Here is a 22,965-nt window from a genome sequence, read left to right on the forward strand (position 1 = left end):
TCATCTTCATTACAGTTTTTCTACTTAGTTAGCGTGTGCAGAAAGGTAGCTAGCAACACCGTCTCTATTTGCAGACATGGCTTCTTTACCTTCTTCCCAGTTTGCAGGGCAAACTTCACCTTTTTCTTGAACATGGGTTAAAGCGTCTACTAAACGTAAGTACTCACCAACGTTTCTACCTAATGGCATGTTGTTGATACTTTCGTGTTGTACAACACCTTCCTCATCAATAATATATGTAGCTCTGTAAGTAACGTTATCACCTTCAACCTGAACAGTTTCAGTTTCTTCATCGTACACTTCGTTTTGGATATCTAAAATACCTAAAACGCTAGATAGATTACGGTTGCTATCTGCTAATATTGGGTAAGTAACACCTTCAATACCACCGTTATCCTTATCTGTACTTAACCATGCAAAGTGTACTTCTGGAGTATCACAAGAAGCACCGATTACTATAGTGTTTCTTTTTTCGAACTCACCGATAGCCGCTTGAAAAGCGTGAAGCTCTGTTGGGCATACAAAAGTGAAATCTTTTGGGTACCAGAAAAGAACTACTTTTTTATTGTTTTTTTGAGCTTCTTCTAAAACATTAAGTTTAAAAGTATCGCCCATGTCGTTCATTGCGTTAACACTAATATTTGGGAATTTCTTTCCTACAAATGCCATAATATGTTTTCGTTTTATAATTTATTGTAACACAAAATTAACACTTGAAAAAAGGATTACAGACTTTCTAAATTAGAATTTTCAATGCTAGAATAACTATTTTGAATAGCTAAAGGAATAGTATCGTTTTGATAAGAATCGCGTAATTTTTGAACCCTAAAATTATCAAATCGATAGAGGAATATCTCCTAATGTATAAATAAAATAAAAAAGGGAATTTGATTTTATTTTGAAGCTAGCCTTTTGATCTTAATATTTAATCCGGCGAATATGAATGTCATGATCGGACTTAGCCAATTGAATATCGCGTAAACGAAATATTCAGCCACACCAACTCCTAAAACGCCACTATGATAGGCTCCACAGGTATTATAAGGTATTAATACAGATGTTACCGTACCGGTGTCTTCTAGTGTTCTACTTAAGTTTTCAGGAGCTAAACCTCTATCTTTAAATGCTTTTGAGAACATTTTTCCCGGTACAACAATTGCTAGGTATTGATCAGAAGCGGTACCGTTTAAAACGATACAACTTATACCTGTACTAAAAAATAGACCAAATGTGGATTTAGCCATTTTTAGCAGTGATTTTGTAATTCTGGACAATGCACCTATACCATCCATTATTCCGCCAAAAAACATAGCGCAAATAATTAACCAAATGGTACCTAGCATACCCGTCATTCCTTTTGAAGAAAATAAATCGCTTAATGCTTTATTATCGGTTGGGACATCGGTGCTCACGGTTATAGCTTTGAGAATGCCTTGATAGCCTGATTGAAACGTTAATTCTGTTGCTCCCGTAATACCGGCAACAACCTCTGGTTGAAAAATCAAAGCAAAAATAGCAGCCAATAGTGTGCCAATTAGTAAGGCAGCTAATGGAGGCGTTTTTTTAACAATTAGGCCTATAACTGCTATAGGTACAAGAAACAACCATCCATTAATATCGAAAGAAGCGTCTATAGATGCCAAAATAGCATCAACATCAGCTTCTCCATTGGTGTCTAAACTAAAACCTATAATCAAGAATACGATTAAGGTGACCGTTATTGTTGGTACGGTTGTCCACAACATATATTTAATATGAGAGAAAAGTTCTCCGCCAGCCATGGCAGGTGCTAAGTTTGTGGTATCACTCAACGGAGATAGTTTGTCGCCAAAATATGCGCCAGATAAAACTGCACCAGCGGTCATTCCCAAAGAAATACCCAATGCTTCGCCAATACCTATTAAAGCTATACCTACGGTAGCGGATGTTGTCCAGCTACTACCTGTCGCTACCGAAATAATAGCGCATATAATCACACATGCAGCTAAGAATATAGTAGGATTAAGAATTTGAAGTCCGTAATAGATCATTGCGGGAATGATACCGCTTACAAGCCAAGTACCTGCTAAAGCACCCACCATTAAAAGTATAAGGAGGGCTCCTGTGGTAGACCTGATATTTTCCTCTACTTCAGCGATCATTTGTTTGTATGAAACTTTATTCATAAAACCAACAATTGCCGCTACTGCACCACCTAATAAAAGAATGAATTGATTAGAACCACTTAAAGCGTCATCACCAAAAACATAAACATTGTATGCCAACATAGCAACCAGGGCTATAACGGGAATTAAAGCGGCGAAAATGCTTAATTCTTTATTGTCAACGATATGCTCGTTTTCCCTGTGTTCATTGGTATTTTGGTCTGACATTAAGAGTGAGTTTGGTTTCTACGTAATATTACGATTTCTGTTACGGATGTGCAAACCCATTTTATATTTGAAAGGTTAGGCTTTTATGCTTTTGAAATCCAGTATATTAAGGTCTTCAAGGCATTTTTTCATTAACAAATAGGTTCTTTTAATATCATCGTCTAAACCTATAGAAAATCTAATTAATCCGTTACCTAGTCCCATTTCTTCTTGTTCCTCTAGTGGAATTTCAGAAGATGTTGAGCTTCCAGGTGCGCTAAATAATGTTTTGTAAAAGCCAAGGCTCACCGCTAAATAACCTAATTTTCTTTCTTGCATTAATTCCATAAGTGCGTTGGCATTCTCTAAACTGCCTACATCCATAGTAATTAATCCTCCGTATCCGTATTCCGGATTCATTTGATCTTCCATGATCAAATGCCCTGGGTGAGAAGTTAGTCCCGGGTAAACTACGCGTAAGCCGTCTTTTTCAAAATTCTCGGCTAAGTACTGAGCGTTCTCACTATGTTTTTTCATGCGAATATGTAACGTGCGCATATTTTTTAGAATAGATGCTGCTCGCATGCTATCCAGAGTGCTTCCTAATAACATTCCCGCGCCATTGTTTACATCTTTTAGGCTAAGGCAGAATTCTGTTGTCCCACAAACAACACCTGCAACGCAATCGCTAGTTCCGTTAATGAATTTTGTAAGACTATGAATAACGATGTCCGCTCCTAATTTTGCCGGTGAAACGGTTAATGGTGAAAATGTATTATCAACTACTAAAGGCAATTCATTTTTCTTTGTAATTCTCGATAGAGCAGAAATATCAGCAACCTCTAAAAGCGGATTACTTACACTTTCGCAATAAATCATTTTGGTGTTCGGTGTAATAGCTTCAGCTACTGCATTAAGATCTGTGATGTCTAGAAAAGTAGTTTTGATTCCAAATTTTATCAAGAAGTTTTTCATGAATGCATAGGTGCCACCATAAATTGTTCTACTACTAATAATGTGGTCGCCAGCATTACATAATTGTAAAATTACCGCTGTAATTGCACCCATACCGCTTGCGGTTACATTCGCACTTTCGGTACCTTCTAATGCAGCTAATGCCTCACCTAAATATAAATTGGAAGGTGAAGAATGTCTGCTATACAAATAACACCCCTCGGTATTACCTTCAAATGTATCGAACATTGTTTTTGCCGATATAAAGGTATAGGTAGACGAATCTGATATAGAGGGATTTACTCCGCCATATTCTCCAAAATATTGTAAATCTTGTAAGTCGTTACTGTTCTTGTGGCTCATGGGTTGTTGTTTTCGGTAAAAATACTTTTTGATAGTAATATTGTCAATATGAAGTTGTTAATTCAGTTTTTGAAACTATAAATAATAATATTTTAGAATTTAATTCTATTATTTAGTAAATTTGGTGTAACTACTAGAATATCAATCATTATGAAGCTAGATAAAATAGATAATAGCCTTTTAGAACTGTTACAGACAGATAGTAAAAAGACGACCAAGGAATATGCTTTAAAGTTGGGTCTTTCTACTACCGCTATTTATGAGCGTATTAAAAGGTTAGAAAGAGTAGGGGCTATTAGAAGTTATGTAGCATTAGTGGACAAGGCTGTAGTAGATAGAAATTTCACGGTATTCTGTCATGTGAAATTGGTGCAGCATGTAAAGGATAATATTGCCCAATTTGAAGCGCAGGTAATGCGCTTGCAAGAAGTGGTTGAATGTCATCACTTAAGTGGTGACTATGATTACTTATTAAAAATACACGTTCAAGATATGGAAGCCTACCGAAACTTTATGGTCAACAAATTAACGACTATGAGTCATATTGGTAGTACTCAAAGTTCATTTACCATAAAAGAGGTGAAGCATTCAACGGCTATACCGCTTTGATATTTTTTAACCTAAGGGAGAATCAGAACTATCGCCCTTTGTGAGACTATTTGGCTTTTTAATGCATATTTCCTTAGAAAAGTTAAAAAACTGCAATAAACTGTTATAAAAGCTAACATTTTCGCTTCTAAACAATATATTAAAATGAGTTCTAAAACTAAAAATAGTATTAATTTTGTAAGACATTAGAAAATAAAATTTATGGATCAATATGATGTAGCCATTATAGGCTCAGGACCTGGAGGATATGTGGCAGCTATACGTTGTGCGCAACTAGGAATGAAAACTGCAATAATTGAAAAATATTCCACTTTAGGCGGAACATGTTTAAATGTTGGGTGTATTCCTTCTAAGGCGATGTTAGATTCTTCTCATCATTATGAAGATGCCATTAAACATTTTGACGAACACGGTATAGAAATTCCTGGTGAGATAAAAGTGAACTTGGAAAAAATGATAGCCCGTAAGCAAGGTGTTGTTGATCAAACCACCAAAGGTATTGAGTTCTTGATGGATAAGAATAAGATTACCGTTTATGAAGGTTTGGGTAGTTTTAAAGATGCAACACATGTGTCAATTAAGAAAAACGATGGTAAGACCGAAGAGATAGAGGCTAAAAATATCATTATAGCAACTGGTTCTAAACCTTCAACTTTACCTTTCATAAAATTAGATAAGGAACGTATTATTACTTCTACTGAGGCTTTAGAGCTTAAAGAAGTACCAAAGCATATGATTGTTATTGGTGGCGGTGTAATTGGTCTTGAACTTGGTCAAGTTTACAAAAGACTTGGTGCGGATGTTACTGTTGTTGAGTTTATGGATCGTATAATTCCAGGGATGGATGCTGCACTTTCCAAAGAGCTTACTAAGGTGTTGAAAAAACAAAAAGTAAAATTTGCGTTATCTCATAAAGTAAAATCCGTTGAAAGAAATGGTGATCAGGTTATTGTAAAGGCTGATAACAAAAAGGGTGAAGAAGTAGTTTTTGAAGGCGATTATTGTTTGGTTGCTGTTGGTAGAAAACCATATACCGATGGGTTAAATGTTGATGCTGCTGGTGTTAAACTTGATGAAAGAGGTAAGGTTATAGTTGACGGACATTTGAAAACAAACGTTGATAACATATATGCTATTGGTGATGTAATAAAAGGCGCTATGTTAGCTCACAAGGCAGAAGAAGAAGGTACGTTGGTTGCTGAAATATTAGCAGGTCAAAAACCACATATAGATTATAACTTAATACCTGGTGTAGTATATACCTGGCCAGAAGTTGCCGCTGTTGGTAAAACTGAAGCGGAACTTAAAGAAGCAGGTGTGGAATATAAGGTAGGTCAATTTCCTATGCGTGCATTAGGTCGTGCTAGAGCAAGTATGGATACTGACGGATTTGTAAAGATTCTTGCTGATAAGAAAACCGATGAAGTTTTAGGTGTTCATATGGTAGGTGCACGTTGTGCAGATTTAATTGCCGAAGCGGTAACAGCGATGGAGTTTAGAGCTTCTGCCGAAGATATATCTAGAATGAGCCATGCTCACCCAACATATGCGGAAGCGGTTAAAGAAGCGGCGTTAGCTGCTACTGATGATCGTGCATTACATGTATAATTAGATAAAATATAGTAGTGAAAAAGGCAGCCAATTGGCTGCCTTTTTTAGTTTTATAATATGCTAAGAACTAAACTTTCATAAGTTAGTTTTTAATCAACCCTAGCACGCGTAATACCTTTTCTGTGGCTGTTCTTAATACTTCAAAAGCAATAATTGCAAATTGCTCTAAGTAAATTCTTGTAGTGGATAAAACTGAACGTACGTTAGATTTAATCTCTATTTTATGGTCTTCATATTTTAAAGCCAAATAAGTGCTCGCAAACATAAAAAGTATTGCGCCTGGAACCACAAAGTACGGATTTAGGGAATGATGAAAGAATCTATATAAGCCTACGCCAGTAAAACTACCGTATAGAATAATGAAATGAATAATGTAAATAGAAAGGGTGCTTTGACCTATTCTTAGCCAAGTAGCGTTCATCAAAAACTTTCTTAGTAGTATAAATATGGAAAAAACAATAAGTACATCCCCTAAACGTATGAACAAGTAATTGTTGTTATTTATGGATTGAAACAATTCTATTCCAGTAAAATCATACACAGAAAGAAAGAAATCCGAAGAAAGAAATATCAAAGTTAGTCCCGTTACTACGTAAGCTGGTATAATGAAGTTGTAAAGATTTTTACTTTCTTGGTATTTAGAGAATATTACGGACATAAAACTACCTATGGTAGCATATCCTAACCAAGGAATAATGGTGAATACTGAGCCGTTAGCCTTGGTCAAATAATTGGCGAAGACTTGTGGTAAAAACTCGAAGTTTACTGTTTTGTATATCGGTTCAAAAACAAAAAGCAACAGCGTAGTAGAAGCTAGTATGGTTGGGAAAATCCATTTCTGTTTTGCAAATGTCAGGATGTAAAATCCGATGATGAATAGCAGAGAAAGTCCTATGCAGTGCAACACGTCAACTAAATAGAAAGAATCATAAACCTCGCCTTTGAACAAACCAAAAATGTTCATGCGTAAGAGGTATGCAATGACCAATAATTCAAATCCGCGCTTAATACCTTTCTTAACTCGTGGGTTAGACCAACCAGTTTGCTTAGATCTTATCAATAAGAAAGTGAATATGAATCCGGATACTGTAAAGAAAACCGGAGCGGTAATTCCTCTAAAATACTTCCAAGTGCTGAAAAGCATATTCGTATCGTTTCTAAAGGCATTGTCTAAAAGCCCATCTATAAAATGACCTTGTAACATCATTAAAATGGCCCATGCTCTTATGGCATCTAGAAAAAACAATCTTGACTTAGAGTTGCTCATTATCACAATTATATCCTATATACTTATAAAACAGTATGTTTGGATGTTTAAAGTCGCAAAATTAGATAAAATATTCTAAGGTTTACTGTAATTGAATTAAATTCGCAATCACACATAAAAATAGGTCTATGAGTTACATTTTGGCATTTGCAGGTAGCAATTCTTCAGTATCCATTAATTACAAATTGGTAAAGTATACTGCTAGTTTAATAAAGGGGCAAGAAGTAAAGTTGAGAGATATGTCTAAATATCCATTTCCTATGTATAGTCAAGATGTAGAAAATGAAAACGGATTCTCTAATTCTTTGGTTGAATTCAAGAATGAAATCACCAATGCAAAGGGGCTGATCATATCTGTTAACGAGCACAATAGTTATCCTTCAGCTTATTTTAAAAACACTTTGGACTGGTTATCTAGATTGGATTCTAAATTTCTTGCTGATAAAAAAATATTCTTAATGGCTACGTCCGGTGGGGGTAGAGGAGCAATAGGAGCACTTGAAGTTGCGGAAAAAATGCTTGCAAGATTTCAGGGTACGGTTGTAGAAACTTTCTCATTACCTAAGTATGGTGAAAACTTTGATGAAGAAAAGGGTATTACCAATGACGACCTGGCTAAGGTTTTTGCTGCAAAACTAGACTCTTTTGTAAAGGCAATTTCATAAGTCTACATAACTAATGGCAAGTTAAATTATTCTTAGGCTTTCTATTTAAATTATAGGACTTCGTTACCTTTGTTTTGTGTTAAATGCATTCAAAAAACATATTGAAGATTCTTTTCCAGAATTGCTAGATTCTCATTTCATCATTGCATGCAGTGGTGGTCTTGATAGTTCTGTACTCGTAGAATTGTGCCATCTAATAAATTTGAGTTTTTCTATAGTGCATTGTAATTTTAATTTAAGAGGAAAAGCCAGTGATGGTGATGAAAATTTTGTGCGGCAGTATGCCAAAAAAATAGATAAACCCTTTTTTGTAACTCACTTTGATACGCTTGGTTATGTTAATCAGCACAAGGTCTCTGTGCAAATGGCAGCAAGAGAACTGCGTTATGCTTGGTTTGATCAGTTGTTAAAAGAGCATAATAGTGCTTATCTATTGACAGCACATCATGCCAATGATAATTTAGAAACTTTTTTGATCAATTTATCAAGAGGTACTGGTATTGATGGCTTAACGGGCATTCCTGCTAAAATAAATGATATACGAAGGCCTTTGTTGCCTTTTACCAGGCAAGAACTTGAATCTTTTGCACAGGTAAAAAAAATGAAATGGCGTGAAGATGCCAGTAATGCCGATGCAAAATATTTACGTAACAAAATTAGACTAGAGATCATTCCGAAGTTGAATGAACTGCATCCTACTTTTTCAAATAATTTTAAAAGTACCTTAGATTATTTAGGACAAACCGATGTTATTGCATCGGCATACCTTGAAAAACTTAAAGAAGAACTCTTTGTTGAAAAAGGCGAAAGGCAAGAAGTGAACATCTCACAGTTGAAAGAATTAAAGCCTTTGTCTACCTATTTATTTGGTTTGTTCAGTTCTTACGGATTCAAGGAGATGGAAAATTTAGAGGCATTGTTAGACGGACTTTCGGGTAAACAATTGGTATCTAGTTCTCATGTGCTGGTTAAAAATCGTGAGGTATTGATTTTGTCAGCTAAAGATGAAAGTAAATTAGAAAGGCAGGAGTATTTCATTACTGAAGAAGAAGTACCTTTGAACCTATCCGTGAATTTAAAATTTTCGGTCGTTTCTGAACGTTTGGATAATACGAATAGTGAGATTTTTGTTCAAAAGAGTTTACTAAAATATCCGTTGACGGTAAGAAAATGGAAAACGGGCGACTATTTTTATCCGATAGGATTAAATCGTAAAAAGAAATTATCTAAGTTTTTTAAAGATGAGAAAGTAGACGTTTTGTCTAAAGAAAAAACTTGGTTGTTATGCTCAGGCGAGCAAATTGTTTGGGTAATTGGTATGCGTGCGGATCATCGTTTTAGGGTTTCAGATACCGCTCAAGAGATTTTAAAAATAGAATTACATGATTAGATTTTTTGCTTTATTATTTTTTATTGTAGTCTTTCCGTTCAGCATTTTTGCGCAAACAGAAGATGAACCGGTGGTTTGGGAACAGCAGGTCAACAAAATTTCAGAATCGGAATATGAATTGGTAATGCAGGCTAAAATTTTAGATGGCTGGCATATGTACTCTCAATTTACTTCAGAATTTGGCTCTCTACCTAGTGAATTTACTTATAATGGAAATGGAACTATTTATGAATTAATAGACGGAACCACGGAAAGTGAAACAATAAAAGAATACAGTGAAATTTTTGAGGTTGAGGAAACTTATTTCAAAGAAAATGCAACATTTACGCAGCGAATTAAAATATTGGATCCGGCCATAAATCAGATAGATGTTGACTTGTTTTTTCAGGTATGTGAAGAGGTTTGTATCCCTATGGATAAAAAATTCACGTTTACATTAGATGGTTCAGCTGCTCAAGAAGTTGTAACTACAGTAGACGATAGAAGCTTAGCTTTAGGGCAAGAGTTACGATTAGATTTAAAGAATAGGGAACTTCTTACTCAAGGACAAGATAGCATTGCAGAGACAACCAGTATCTGGGTTATTTTTGGCTTAGGTTTTCTTGGCGGATTAATAGCCTTGTTGACTCCGTGTGTTTTTCCAATGATACCTTTAACGGTTTCTTTTTTTACCAAGCACTCCCAGAAAAAATCTAAAGGAATAATTAATGCGCTTTTATACGGTTTCTTTATAATACTTATTTACTTTTTATTGAGTCTGCCTTTTCATTTGTTCGACTCGGTAGATTCTCAAATTTTAAATTCCATCGCAACCAATGTATGGTTGAATTTATTGTTCTTCGTAATCTTCATATTTTTTGCCTTTTCCTTTTTTGGGTACTATGAACTAACGTTGCCAAGCTCTTGGGCAAATAAAATGGATGACGCATCAACAAAAGTAGGTGGTGTCTTAGGAATCTTTTTCATGGCTGTTACCTTGGCAATTGTGTCTTTCTCTTGTACTGGTCCTATACTAGGAGGGTTGCTTGGGGGTACCACCTTGGCGGAAGGGGAAGTTGCGTCTAATCTTACTGCTGGTATGACGGGTTTTGGCGTAGCATTAGCATTGCCGTTTGCACTATTTGCGTTATTCCCTGCGTGGTTAAATTCACTTCCAAAATCTGGTGGATGGATGACCACGGTAAAAGTGGTATTAGGCTTTTTAGAAATAGGTTTGGCTTTAAAATTCTTATCTAATGCAGATTTAGTTGGGCATTGGGGTATACTAAAGCGTGAGGTCTTTTTAGGTATTTGGATAGTGCTGGGTATAGCAATGACTTTATACTTATTCGGGTTATATAAGTTTCCACATGATGGTCCGGTTAAAAAGTTATCGCTGAGTAGAAAAGTAGCAGCTTTTGTAAGTGCTGCATTTACTATTTACATGATTTTAGGGGTTACCAATATCACCAATTTAAAATTGTTAAGCGGATTTCCTCCTCCTGAATTTTACAGCATCTTTGAGCAAGAGAGCGATTGCCCATTAGGTATTGATTGCTATAAAGACTTTGATGAAGGTTTAGCGTATGCAAAAGAAGTAAATAAACCTATTCTATTAGATTTTACAGGTTGGGCATGTGTAAACTGTAGAAAGATGGAAGAAAATGTATGGAGCGATTCAGAGGTTTTTCCGATTATAAAAGAAAACTATGTCCTTATATCATTATATACTGATGATAGGGAAGAACTGCCAGAAACTGAACAATTTAATTTTCAGTTTGATAGTGGTCGTGTAAAGGAAATTAATAACATTGCCCAAAAATGGGGTACTTTTCAAGATGTGAATTTTGGTTCTATTTCTCAGCCTTTTTATGTGTTACTTTCTCCAGATTTAAAAGTGTTGAACACATCTATTCAAAATACTGATATACCAACCTATAAAAATTGGTTGCTAGAAGGATTACGAAATAATGACTAGTAGGTAGTTTTGTAGGATGTTGATTACTTGTCAATAAAAAGCAGAGCTACGAGGTGTTTAATGTAAAAAATAGTTTTAACTTGGGAACAATTCCCCCAAACTGAACTATGAAAACACTTAAAAAAATAGGAGCTTTCCTATTGGTTATTATTACCCTTCTGATTATTGTTGTCGGACTATTTGCATATACTTTAAAACCAGATTATTCTGGTGAAAAAGAACTTGCAGATCTTGAGCAAGAGGTAAATGTCTATTATGATGAATTTGGTGTTCCGCATATATACGGAGCCAATGAAAAAGATGCCTTTAGAACTTTAGGGTATGTACATGCTCAAGACCGACTTTGGCAAATGGAACTTCTTAGAAGAATTGCCAGTGGCGGTTTGTCAGAAGTTTTTGGTGCGGATTTAATAGGTACTGATAAATTCTTTTTATCACTAGGTATTGCAGATGCTTCTAAAGTGACAGCAAGTAATGCAGATGAGAACGATGAAGGTGTTATTTTGGCTAAAGCTTACTTAGACGGTATCAATCAATTTATAAAAGAAGGGCCAACACCGGTAGAGTTTTATCTAACAGGTATAGATAAAAAAGAATTCGTTTTAGAAGACGTCTATAACACTATAGGATATATGGCTTTTAGTTTTGCTATGGCCCATAAAACAGATCCTCTTTTAACCACTATAAATGCCAAATTAGGACCTGAGTATTTAAATGGTTTACATGTAGGGTCAAGTGTGGAAACGGAATGGATTAAGAACTATAACCCAACCACATCAGACACTATTCAAAATAACCTTTCGGCTTCTGTAAACAAGGCTTTAAGTGTGTTGGATATTCCTTTGTTTGAAGGTAGTAATAGCTGGGTTATTGCTCCAGAAAAAACTAAGAATGGTAAAGTCATTTTTGCCAATGATCCTCATATTGGTTTCTCACAGCCTTCGGTTTGGTTTGAGGCGCATATAGAGACACCAACATATTCTAAGTATGGTTATCATATTGCAGGTATACCATTTCCGTTATTAGGGCATAATAGAAACGTTGCCTATGGTCTAACTATGTTCGAGAATGATGATGTTGATTTTTATTTTGAAGAGAATAACCCTGATAATGAGAATCAATATTTATCTGAAAATGGATATGTAGACTATGAAATTATAACGAAATCTTTTAAAGTTAAAGATTCTTCTGATGTTGAGTTTACCTATAAAAAAACAATTCACGGACCAATTTTAAATGGTATCGCCGATCAAGTACAGGGAGAAAGACCAATTGCTATGTCTTGGTTATACACTCAAATGGAAAATAAAGTAATAGATGCATTATTTGGTTTAAGCCATTCTAACAATCTTAAAGAATTCAAGAAAGCATTACCGAAAATTCATGCACCGGGATTGAATATTATGTACGGCGATAATGAAGGTAATGTAGCTTGGTTTGCTACTGCGCAACTATATAATATTCCAGATTCAGTAAATACAAAGTTGATTTTTGAAGTAGGAGAAGGGCTTCCTGTAGAAAAAGAATTTATACCATTTAACGAAAATCCGCAGGCTATAAATCCACCAAGCAACTATGTGTATTCTGCTAATAACCAACCCGATTCTATTGCTGGTATCCTTTACCCTGGTTACTATTTGCCAGAAAATAGAGGAAAGCGAATAGTTCAACTTTTAGAGCCTAAAAATGATTGGAATTTAGATTCGGCAAGCGAAATGATTACTGATGTTGTTTCATCTGTAGATCCAGAAATTGTAACCAATTTATCTAAATACTTAGATGTTGCTTTATTAAGTGAAAATGGATTAAAAGCGATTGATAGTTTAAAAATGTGGACAGGAGATTACAAGCTATCTTCAATTGAAGCAACTATATATAATAGATGGGTTTATTATTTTTTAGAAAATACGTTTAAAGATGAATTAGATGAGGATTTATTCAATCAACTTATAAATACCCACTTTATTAAACGGTTAATAGCTCCGTTATCTAAGGATGAAGAATCCGTATGGTTAGACAATTTAAATACTTCCAACGTTCAAGAAAGCATGGCAGACATCGTGAATACATCTTTTATGGACGCCATAGCTTCTTTAGAGAAAGATTTTGGTAATAATATGAGTAATTGGCGTTGGGAGAGAGTACATAGTATTGAACATCCCCATCCTATTGGTCAAATAGCCGCTTTGCGTTCCTTTTTTAATGTTGGTCCATTTCCCGTTAATGGAACAAGAGAAGTAATAAACAACTTGGCATTCTCGTACGATAAAACAGGTTTTTACAAAACTAATGTAGGTCCTTCTACTAGAAGACTTGTAGATTTTTCAGATGTAGAAAATAGTATTAGCATTTTGCCTACCGGGCAATCTGGTAATCCGTTTAGTAAACATTATAGAGATCAAGCGGAAATGTACGTCAACGGAGAGTTCCGTAAAATGATGATGAATAAGGCAGAAATTCAAAAGAGTAAAGAAATCCTTACATTTAAGCCAAAGGATTAAAAATGCTTACAAAAGTTTATGGGAGTGCGGTATTTGGTGTAGAAGCCACTACCATTATTGTTGAAGTAAATATCGATAAAGGAATTGGCTATCATTTAGTAGGGTTGCCTGACAATGCAATTAAGGAGAGTAATTATAGAATAGCTGCTGCACTACAGAATAACGGATATAAAATTCCAGGTAAAAAAATTACTATAAATATGGCACCTGCAGATCTTCGGAAAGAAGGTTCTGCATATGATCTTACCTTGGCAATTGGTATTTTAGCAGCATCTAGTCAGATAAAATCAGAGAATATAGAGAAGTATATCATCATGGGCGAATTGTCTTTAGATGGTAGTCTGCAACCTATAAAAGGAGCTCTGCCAATAGCTATTAAGGCGCAGGAAGAAGGTTTTACTGGTTTTATCTTACCAACAGCCAATGCTAAAGAAGCAGCGATTGTTGGAGATTTAAAAGTATATGGAATAGATAATATTAAGCAGGTGCTAGAATTCTTTGATCAAGGAGTGCCACTAGAGCAAACCATTATTGATACACGAGAAGAGTTTTATAAAAGTTTAGACTTCCCAGAATTTGATTTCTCGGATGTTAAAGGACAAGAAAGCATTAAGCGCTGTATGGAGATTGCCGCTGCTGGCGGTCATAATATAATTTTAATTGGTCCACCAGGTGCCGGTAAAACGATGTTAGCAAAAAGGCTGCCTTCTATTTTACCTCCTATGACCTTGCATGAAGCTTTAGAAACCACTAAAATTCATAGTGTAGTCGGTAAAATCAAGAATATGGGGTTGATGAGTCAGCGGCCATTTAGAAGTCCACATCATACCATTTCAGACGTTGCTCTATCTTATGTGTACAATTGATTGAATTAGCTGTATCTTAGGCCTAAACTATAATTTTATGCTTGCAATATATTCCAGAATTTCAAGAGAGAAAGAAGAAGGTAAAGATAGGAGTATAAAGGACCAAAGGCTTAGAGGGGAAGCTCTTGCTGATAAGCTTGGATTAAACTTTAAGCATTTTACAGATGAAGGTGTAAGTGGTACATGGAGTTTAGAAAAAAGACCAGCCTTTTTCGAACTAATACAGGATTTAACCAATAAAAAAGGTTTAATAACTGTGGTTTATGCATTTGACGCTAGTAGGCTTTATAGGAGTGAGTCTACTAGGTTAAGTTTTCTTTCTGCAGTAAGAAAAAAAAATATAGAACTTTATTTTGATAACGGTAAATTCGATTGGTCTGATCCTTATATGGACTTCATGGGTAAGGTTTTAAGTGCTACTGATGTCCTTCATGTTGATGTTACAAAATTGAAAGTTAAATCAATTCTTAAGAGAAATGCATTAGAGGGAAAAGCATTTGGCATAACGCCATATGGGTATAAAACTGATGCTAACGGAATGTTTATTATAAATGAAGAGGAAGCCGAAGTTGTTAAACGTATTTATAAACTTTCTCTTGAAGGAAAAGGTACTAGGTCAATTGCTGGTATACTGAATGACGAAGACGTTCCCACAAGATATAACACTATTGGAGAGGGAACAATAGTTGTCCGAAATAAATATACAGATAAAAAGACGGTCAAAGATAAAAAGTCTGTTAATTGGGCTGGGGGTACCGTTAGAGGTATTATAGTAAATCCAATTTATAAGGGTATTAGAATATGGAACAAGCATAATTCGAAGAAGAATAGAGAAAGAAGAAAAGGAGGTAGACCAATTGACCCTGAAATAATAATCGAGTTGCCGGAACTTCAAATAGTTACTCCAAGCTATTGGTTAAAAGTTAATAATAATTTAAAGAATAATGTGAACAATAAGGGTAAGAACGTAGAACATAAATACATGTTAAAAGGTATTTTGGAGTGTAGCGTTTGTGGGAGTAACTATTATGGACGCACGAGATTAAGTAAAAAGGATAATTATTATATGTGTTCTAGTAAAAGATATAAACATTCAACCTGTAATAATCGTTCGATTAATATTGATGTTCTTGATTCAATAATCTGGCAAACTATGTTTTTGGATATGACACTATATGATGATATGGTGAAGAGTATAGCAGAAGGGGATTCAGGAAAAAGGAAAAAAGAACTTGCCAAGCTAATTGACAAAAATAAAAAAGAATTATCTAAGGTAGTAGAAAAAAGAAAAAGGATGGTCTTGGCTGTTATAAATGGTACTCTTGAAGAGAATGAGGTCGCTAGTATTAGAAAGACAATTTCTGATGAAGAAAATAACATTAATGAAAAACTTAATAGGGATGAAGAGGAGTTATTAGAGTTAGGTAATGAAAGAAATTTACTAAGCGAATTAGGGGAAGATCTGCAGTTAAATATGTTAGAAGATTCACCAGATGCAAGAGAGTTTTATAGGGATAAAAGAGAAATATGGGATTTTATACAACCTACTTTAAGAAGTTTAGATTTTAGTGTAAGTTATAATGAGAAGAGAAGATTGTTAAATAAGTATATCGAAAGAATATTTATAAACTATGATTTTGAAAAAAGAACATTTAAATTAGAATTAAAGTTCAAATTACCAATACCAGATAGGACCTTTATAGTGGACTTTAATTATATAGCTTTGTTTGATTTAAACCAAAACTCTCTTGTATTATGGAAATACGAAAACCGAAGGTATTTTACCGAAAAAAAAATTAGTCAAACATTAGAGCTTCTTAGAACTTATCAAGTATAGATGTTTGGTTGTTTAATATTTTAAGTTGTTTAATCTTCCCATCCGCATAACGTCCTACCGACTCTTTTAGCTTCATTTAGCTCTACCTGGTATATTTGGGTGGAGCAGTTGGATAAACCCCTGCATGACTTATTATAATGGTATTTCTTGCTATACTTTCCCTTACAGATATAAACACTGGATACTTCTGATGGTGTATGTGATGAGAACAAGAGTAATAGAAATAGAATGCCCAATACTCTAGCAATATTTGGCTAAGCTTTGTCCGACTACACTATTGATTATTAAATACCGCATTTATTCGATACTATTTCAAAAGCCATTGCTCAACAAGTTTCTTTGGTAAATTTCCAGCTCGTTTTCAATGGTGTTAATCATTTGTGATTGTGGTAAACCTTCAGGAAAGCTCCAATTTAAAGAGTGTTTTCCAAAAGTTGTACTATGATGATTCCAAAAAACAGAAACATCTTCGAAACCATGTCCTACTGTGAATCGTGTTACAACGTTTGGGTCTTTGACAGCTAGAATAATTGAAGTATTATTTTTTTTCTCTACTTTGATATTTGGTATTGTTAAGAAATGGTCAATAAGCTCTTTATATTTTAGATAAAGACCTCCTTGATTTTTCACTTTGTCGACTTCTTCTTTTTTGTCTAAAACGAACCATACTCCAAGAACACAAACTATAATAAATATAAAAGTCATTAATTACGATTTTAAAATTATACCATTAGCGTCTTCGGTAAAGACCATTGCTTTTTTTCCGTCATGAGATATTGAAACAAAGTATTTGTTAAATGGACTGATATCTTCAAAAGAAACTTCCATATCTTGAGATTTTATCGTTAAATATATTGTACGTTCATTGTCTTTTTGAGCTACAGATTGAATGTGATATTTTCCAGAGTAATGAAAATAGGGTGTTACAGAAATCTGAAATACTCCGCTTGTATGTTCCAGGGTTGCAGATTGTATTTTTTTAAAAAAAAACTGATTTGAAAACTTGCTTTTTGAATAGTGATATTTCATGTTATTCTATAAAATCTTTATGAACCATTTTTGCACAATTTTCAATTATCAAAATTGTATTTTCTCTACTAACACCATAGTGTTGTGAAATAGAAATCGACCGCTTTACAAAGTACTCTTTAGTTTGGGATATACCTGCTACTAGAGCCATTCCCTCTAATGGTGTGCCTTTCATTGGACTTTCATCGTAATGAAGAAGTGCCATGTTCTCGATATTTTTTCGCATATCATGTTTTAACTTGTCTTCTGGAGAGCTAAGTCTCTGTTGTTTTTTAAATATTCCAAACATATGTGTTCATTTTAATTTCAATTCAGCATAATATGTATCATGATATTTGTTTAATTCTAAAACAAACTCGTTTTTTTTTTTTTTTCTGACTTAATTAAGTTTTATAAAATGTAATTTACACTACAGTGGCTCCTTAATTATTAGTACCATTGAATAACGATTTTATTTTAAAAATATTACAGGAACTTAAGGTCTATTGAATTGGTTAATTAAGTTTAATGCTAAAAAAGTCAGATTCATTAAAGATGGAATATATTTTGTTAGGTACATATACTTGATGGATAATACCTATATATTATCATAAAAGAGACTCACTCTTTAGTTTGTGGTTGACGGTTAAATGTTTAAGAGAGTTTAGAAACTGTACCGGAAAAATTTACAAATGTTGTGTGGTGTGAAAGGTGCACTGTGTATTTTATCGCTAACTGTTTTCCATTAGATTATGCTTTATTATTTAATTCAATATGGATTAGCTGAATAATCTTCAAACCCATAGGAACTAATTTGTCTTTTCCATCTATTTCATCAATAGCATATTTTGGGGCAAGCCCTAATCGTGATACACTTTTAAGTAGTTGATCGTTGCATTTTGTAGTTGATCGAAATGTACTAAATACACCCACCCTAAATTAGGATCACATTACTAATTGTCGGATCTTTAAATGAGACAAAAAAAGCCCTGCGGAATGGAACTCCACAAGGCTTAAAAATCAAAACGTTTAACGCAAATTAAAAATCTTGACATGACAAATTTAAGTGTTTATGTTGGTACTTATGGTAAGTACAACGAAGGAAGTCTTCATGGAAAATGGATAAACCTATCCGACTATTCCGACCTGGAAGAATTTTACAATGACATTAGGGAGCTTCACAAAGATGAAGAAGATCCAGAGTTTATGTTCCAGGACTACGAGGTCCCAGATTTGATTAACTCTTTGGACCTAATCTCTGAGGGTTATATATCGAAAGACATATTTGAGATACTTCAAGCTATTGAGGATTCTAGTTACGATGAGGAAGTTCTGGAAGCTTACCTGGTTGGCTACGGTTATAATGATGAAGTTATAGAAGATATTATCGCTAAAGTGGAAGAAGCTTATTCCGGTGAGTACTCCAGTGATGAAGACTTCGTGCAGGAGCTTTTAGAAGGCTGTGGTGATATACCAAAGAATCTTCCTAATTATATACATATAGACTGGGAAAGAACAGCCAGGGATGTTATGTATGATTATTCAGCCAGTAACAACCACTATTTCAGAAACCTTTAAAGCTACGCCCTCTTCGGAGGGCTTTACCATCTCCTATGAAAGCACGATATATAAGAATAAGTACACCTGACCAGAAGCTTGAACGACAGCTTATAAAACAGCATCCAGATGAAAAGCTATACATTGATATAATTAGTGGCTCTGTGCCCTTTAAAGAACGTCCAGAAGGTATTAATTTACTTAATGATAAAGAGGTAAAATACATTACCGTACATGCTATAGATCGCTTGGGTAGAAACTTAATAGATATCCTGACGACATTGCAGCACTTCGATGATAACTACATAAAGCTTAAGGTAGAAAACCTTGGGATAGAATCTCTTGTTGATGGCAAACCGAACCCAGCATTTAAGCTCATCATTTCGGTCCTGGCAAACATAGCGGAGATGGAACGTAATACTATGCTTGAGCGGCAACGGGAAGGAATCGAGATAGCTAAAGCAAAAGGGCTTTACAAGGGGCGTATAAGAGGTTCCAGCGAGTCTGTTGATCAAGTGCTGGCAAAGTATCCCAATGTTATTAGACGTCTCAAGGAGGGGCAGAGCTTAAGAAATACAGCTAAGCTTTGCGACGTCTCTCTGGGAACGGTACAGAAAGTAAAAGACTGCCTTCAAAAGGTTTCTATATAAACTTCTTGTTTTGATATTTTTTAGTCCATTCCGTTCTTGATGTTTTCCTCCCTAGATTTTAAGGGGGGGGTAAGTAAAAATTAGATACAGAGGGGTAGGGTTGGTTGAGGGTACCTTCTCCTAAGTTATGAAGTTAGAAATATTAAAGTAGGAATTTAACGTAATCTTTTTAATGATAATTTTATTTCATTTTCCAACATTTTATGGCGTCAGAAGCAAATTGATTCTGCCTAGAATTAATTGATTCTTTATTCCACTCTGAGTATTTACCGATTTCTTTGGTAATAATAAATTCTGAATCTAAGAAGATTGGTGTCTTTTCAATATAGCTTTTGTTTCCGATCCGTGAGTTCTTTCGTGAGTTTAGAATTGTCTGATTACCCAATCGCTTGAAATATAATTTATGCTCATCTTCATCAAATGCCATCCACTCTTCATTCAATTTTTTTGGGAGGATATGTTCCAGATTTACAATGGTTTCATCGTTGTTTGGTATTAGCTCAGCACCTTTGTCGTTTCTTCGATAGTTTTCAATTGTTGATAGAAGATATTTTGCAATAGAGGAGTTGGAAATAGTAAATGTTTGAAATGCTTCTTTAAATCTTTCATCACTTGGTGTAATTACCTTTAAACTTTCTAAAAGCTCAATTTGATTGCGAATATCTTCATTACGGATTTTCATTGCAGTAATTGAAAATTGTCTTTCGAAAACTCCACTACTTAAAGTTCCTGAAACTATTAGTCGTACAATTAATGAAACAATTGATGCCAGGGATTTCTCTGATTCTTTTTTGTCAAACTTTGGTAGCATCGAAAGTAACAAAGGTCTTATTTGTACCATACCCAATTCGTTAATCGTACGAATATTACGTCTTGTAGACGTACCATAATCTGACCAATAGTGGTTATCCGCATAGAGAAGTGCAGTATAAAGATTTGAATTGTCAGAGAGCTGGTTTGAGAATTCAAGAGCTTTAGTTTTGGTTTTAACGGTTTCTTTAATTTTGTTATAAAGTTCTTTTTCTCGAACGTTTCCATGATAGGAAGCCCATAAATATTTAATATATGGAACGACCGTTGAATTACTATCTGCAGCCTCTAAAACACTAACCATAGTAATCCAATTTTGTTGGGCCTGTTTTATCGCACTTGCCGATTTATGAAATAGATAATTCTTTAATAAATCAGAAATTGCTAAGTCTAGTCCTCTGTCGTTAAGCGTTTCAAAAATTGTAAAGGCATTTGAGTAATCAGGAACTTCTACCCAAATAACTTTTACATTATTTTCAATATAAATAACCCAATCAATCAATACATCAGAATTCTGATTATTGGCGTCTAAGATTTGTGATAATTTATTTTCTATAACTTTTTTTGCATCGAGTAATTTTTGATGACTTAGACGGACTTCTTTTTTAGTGCTTAAATTGACATTATCATTTAAAACATGTGAAAAGAAGAAATCATGGTCATTTTCGTTTAAGAACAACCTAGGTACGTCTTCTTCTGATCTAAGTTCATGAGTCATTAAAAAATCATTAGATATTTGATTAGCTTTTTTAAGATTCCCTTCTTTTTCAAATATTGACTTAATACTGTTAATAAGTATGGTGATTGTTGCAAGTCTTTGCTGTCCATCAACAACTTCGGATCTATTATTTTCATTGTTTTTAACAACTATAGACCCGATAAAGTACTCTTTCTCTTCGTTTTGAAGGGCATTTGAAATGTCAAATAAAAGATCATTAACATGCTTTTCTTCCCAGGCATAATCTCTTTGATACTTAGGAACCATAAGTCCTTTTAATTTCAAGTATTGACCTATTCCTTTAAGTGATATATCGATTTTATCTAATTGACTCATTTTATATTATTTTATTATTTACCAAATGCTGATGGCTTGTATTCCAACTTATGACTTATACTTATAAGTAATGAATCATCTATATTTTTAAAAACTCTATATTTTTCAATAAGAGGTTTAAATTTATCTAGCCCATTTTCATGTAGGCAATTATAAAATAATAAGATTTGTTCGAAACTGGATAGTTGAGCTCTAGCAATAGATGCATACCTATTTTTATTATCTATTTCAGAATCATTAATAAATTTAAATATGTGATAAATAGTTCTAAAGTAATGACTTAAGTCAGCTTTGTTACCATCATACACTATATTATAAGCTTTAATAACGTACTGAATAGGGATATCTTCTTTGTTTCCGCCATGTCTAGCTACATGGGATGTAAAACGTTTATAAAAGTCGTAAAAGCAATCTCTGCCAGTAGATATAATTTGTTTAGATTCTTTATTTCTTAAGTCCAAGGAGTCTATTATACTATTAAACAAGGTTAGAAGCTGAAAGAAAGTATTTTCAAATTTTTGATTAAGTAGAGTTTGGTTTTGCAATTTCATCTCTTCCTTTTGTCCTGCTAATTCCAATCTTGTATACTTAACTTCTAATTGGTTATACATAATTTCAAGTTGCTGATTTAAAAGTTGCTGTTTTTGACCTAAAAACGCTACATAAATCAGAAACAATCCAGCTAATGACCATAACGAGGCTACACTGCCTCCTAAAAAATCCCCTAATAAGTTTAAACCAAAACCTGCATCAGTGTTTTTGCAGATGTAGAGAATTACTGATATGATAGATAAGACGAAACCTGCCCACACAAATCCCCATGCCCAACCAGTGTAAGATTTGGTTTTAACTTCTAAAGCTATTATCTCTTCATTTATCTCAGCTTGTCGAGATTGAATTCTAATTGAAGCTTCACTAATTTCACTCTCTAAATTTAAACTCATAATATTCACGATAGAAATGAATTGATTAATCAGTTAGTTAAAACTGCTTATACAAAAATAAAGCCGTTAGTAACCTCTTACAAATGGAGTTACTAGTAGTTATTAACTTGATGTACTCTTCAAGAGTGCCTAAAATAATTACTAGAGTATTGTGATATTGAAACGATTATTAAAAAAATATTATAGGATAAAATAGCTCACTTTATTAAACCCCAATAACTGGTGTATTAAATAGTATATCACTGCTAATATCGTCAATGCAATTAACAGCCATAATAAAAATGTATCGGAGGGTTTCATTAAACTAAGATATACAGTATTTTTAAGCATGGGTCTATACGAATACATGATGCTATCTGATACTAATCAATGGAACGACCTTTGGCAAAATGGTACTTTCCTTACACATCATATTGGACCTAAACAAAAGTTCTCCTTATACGCTCTGTATGATTTCTTTGTCGAAGTGGAGCTAGATGTCAATACGAATAAGATCGTTGCTAAGGGGCACTTTAAAACTGGTGAGACGTTGGATAGGTACGCAGGTAGTATAGATATTAATAAGCTTTAA

19 protein-coding genes and 1 pseudogene are annotated in these 22,965 nt (G+C 34.2%); 11 read left to right on the forward strand and 9 right to left on the reverse strand.

Annotated features, from left to right (window positions below):
- Positions 1-24: 24 nt before the first annotated feature.
- From P177_RS08315 to P177_RS08325, 3 genes are all read right to left on the reverse strand, one after another.
- On the reverse strand, positions 25-669 hold the full coding sequence (locus P177_RS08315; protein WP_036153844.1) for a peroxiredoxin: 645 nt from the start codon (positions 667-669) through the stop codon (positions 25-27).
- A 224-nt stretch (positions 670-893) separates the two neighbouring features.
- Positions 894-2,372, reverse strand: coding sequence for a Na+/H+ antiporter NhaC (nhaC, locus tag P177_RS08320; protein ID WP_036153846.1), 1,479 nt, complete (start codon positions 2,370-2,372; stop codon positions 894-896).
- A gap of 75 nt (positions 2,373-2,447) precedes the next feature.
- Positions 2,448-3,668, reverse strand: coding sequence for an aminotransferase class I/II-fold pyridoxal phosphate-dependent enzyme (locus tag P177_RS08325; RefSeq protein ID WP_036153848.1), 1,221 nt, complete (start codon positions 3,666-3,668; stop codon positions 2,448-2,450).
- Positions 3,669-3,818: 150 nt separating this feature from the next.
- Between P177_RS08325 and P177_RS08330 the strand changes: the two genes are divergently transcribed.
- Together P177_RS08330 and lpdA are read left to right on the forward strand one after the other, a co-directional pair.
- Entirely contained in the window at positions 3,819-4,277 is a 459-nt protein-coding gene (locus tag P177_RS08330) for an Lrp/AsnC family transcriptional regulator (RefSeq protein ID WP_036153850.1), read from the forward strand.
- Positions 4,278-4,478: 201 nt separating this feature from the next.
- Positions 4,479-5,885, forward strand: a complete 1,407-nt coding sequence (gene lpdA / locus P177_RS08335) for a dihydrolipoyl dehydrogenase (protein WP_036153851.1) — start codon at positions 4,479-4,481, stop codon at positions 5,883-5,885.
- Positions 5,886-5,970: 85 nt separating this feature from the next.
- On the opposite strand, the gene P177_RS08340 is transcribed toward lpdA, so the two are convergent.
- Positions 5,971-7,155: a heparan-alpha-glucosaminide N-acetyltransferase domain-containing protein gene (locus P177_RS08340; RefSeq protein ID WP_036153853.1), complete on the reverse strand. Its 1,185-nt coding sequence runs from the start codon at positions 7,153-7,155 to the stop codon at positions 5,971-5,973.
- Between the two features lie 128 nt (positions 7,156-7,283).
- On the opposite strand from P177_RS08340, the gene P177_RS08345 reads away from it, so the two are divergent.
- The 6 genes and pseudogenes from P177_RS08345 (at position 7,284) to P177_RS08370 (ending at position 16,371) form a co-directional block, all read left to right on the forward strand.
- Positions 7,284-7,820, forward strand: a complete 537-nt coding sequence (locus P177_RS08345; protein ID WP_036153855.1) for an NADPH-dependent FMN reductase — start codon at positions 7,284-7,286, stop codon at positions 7,818-7,820.
- A gap of 76 nt (positions 7,821-7,896) precedes the next feature.
- Positions 7,897-9,210 (forward strand): tRNA lysidine(34) synthetase TilS, encoded by a 1,314-nt coding sequence (gene tilS, locus P177_RS08350; protein ID WP_036153857.1) that lies wholly within the window; start codon positions 7,897-7,899, stop codon positions 9,208-9,210.
- Positions 9,203-11,167, forward strand: a complete 1,965-nt coding sequence (locus tag P177_RS08355) for a protein-disulfide reductase DsbD family protein (protein WP_036153859.1) — start codon at positions 9,203-9,205, stop codon at positions 11,165-11,167. The genes tilS and P177_RS08355 overlap by 8 nt, the downstream gene beginning before the upstream one ends.
- 107 nt (positions 11,168-11,274) lie before the next feature.
- Positions 11,275-13,668 (forward strand): penicillin acylase family protein, encoded by a 2,394-nt coding sequence (locus P177_RS08360; RefSeq protein ID WP_036153861.1) that lies wholly within the window; start codon positions 11,275-11,277, stop codon positions 13,666-13,668.
- Positions 13,669-13,670: 2 nt separating this feature from the next.
- Positions 13,671-14,516 (forward strand): annotated as a pseudogene (locus P177_RS08365) (YifB family Mg chelatase-like AAA ATPase); the annotation flags it as partial.
- A 55-nt stretch (positions 14,517-14,571) separates the two neighbouring features.
- Complete coding sequence (locus P177_RS08370) at positions 14,572-16,371, forward strand: recombinase family protein (protein WP_036153863.1); 1,800 nt, start codon at positions 14,572-14,574, stop codon at positions 16,369-16,371.
- A gap of 312 nt (positions 16,372-16,683) precedes the next feature.
- Here the strand turns inward: P177_RS08370 and P177_RS08375 are convergent, their stop codons facing one another.
- The 3 genes from P177_RS08375 to P177_RS08385 are packed head-to-tail and all read right to left on the reverse strand — an operon-like array spanning position 16,684 to position 17,689.
- Positions 16,684-17,076, reverse strand: coding sequence for a hypothetical protein (locus P177_RS08375; RefSeq protein ID WP_036153864.1), 393 nt, complete (start codon positions 17,074-17,076; stop codon positions 16,684-16,686).
- Between the two features lie 3 nt (positions 17,077-17,079).
- Positions 17,080-17,400, reverse strand: a complete 321-nt coding sequence (locus P177_RS08380) for a hypothetical protein (RefSeq protein ID WP_036153866.1) — start codon at positions 17,398-17,400, stop codon at positions 17,080-17,082.
- Between the two features lies 1 nt (position 17,401).
- The gene (locus P177_RS08385; protein ID WP_036153868.1) at positions 17,402-17,689 is read right to left on the reverse strand and encodes a hypothetical protein; all 288 of its coding nucleotides are present in this window, start codon (positions 17,687-17,689) and stop codon (positions 17,402-17,404) included.
- Between the two features lie 743 nt (positions 17,690-18,432).
- Here P177_RS08385 and P177_RS08395 point away from each other — a divergent pair.
- Positions 18,433-18,957, forward strand: a complete 525-nt coding sequence (locus P177_RS08395; protein ID WP_051941764.1) for an antirestriction protein ArdA — start codon at positions 18,433-18,435, stop codon at positions 18,955-18,957.
- 35 nt (positions 18,958-18,992) lie between these two features.
- Positions 18,993-19,586 carry a recombinase family protein gene (locus tag P177_RS08400; protein WP_036153872.1) on the forward strand — a complete coding sequence of 198 codons (594 nt, stop codon included), beginning with the start codon at positions 18,993-18,995 and terminating at the stop codon, positions 19,584-19,586.
- A gap of 181 nt (positions 19,587-19,767) precedes the next feature.
- On the opposite strand, the gene P177_RS08405 is transcribed toward P177_RS08400, so the two are convergent.
- Positions 19,768-21,450, reverse strand: coding sequence for a DUF262 domain-containing protein (locus P177_RS08405; RefSeq protein WP_036153874.1), 1,683 nt, complete (start codon positions 21,448-21,450; stop codon positions 19,768-19,770).
- Between the two features lie 14 nt (positions 21,451-21,464).
- Positions 21,465-22,394: a putative phage abortive infection protein gene (locus P177_RS19375; protein ID WP_051941765.1), complete on the reverse strand. Its 930-nt coding sequence runs from the start codon at positions 22,392-22,394 to the stop codon at positions 21,465-21,467.
- A gap of 328 nt (positions 22,395-22,722) precedes the next feature.
- Here P177_RS19375 and P177_RS08415 point away from each other — a divergent pair, with 328 nt between their 5' ends.
- Positions 22,723-22,965 (forward strand): hypothetical protein, encoded by a 243-nt coding sequence (locus P177_RS08415; protein WP_036153876.1) that lies wholly within the window; start codon positions 22,723-22,725, stop codon positions 22,963-22,965.

Origin of the sequence: Maribacter forsetii DSM 18668 (assembly GCF_000744105.1) — a bacterium.
Taxonomy (GTDB): Bacteria; Bacteroidota; Bacteroidia; order Flavobacteriales; family Flavobacteriaceae; genus Maribacter; species Maribacter forsetii.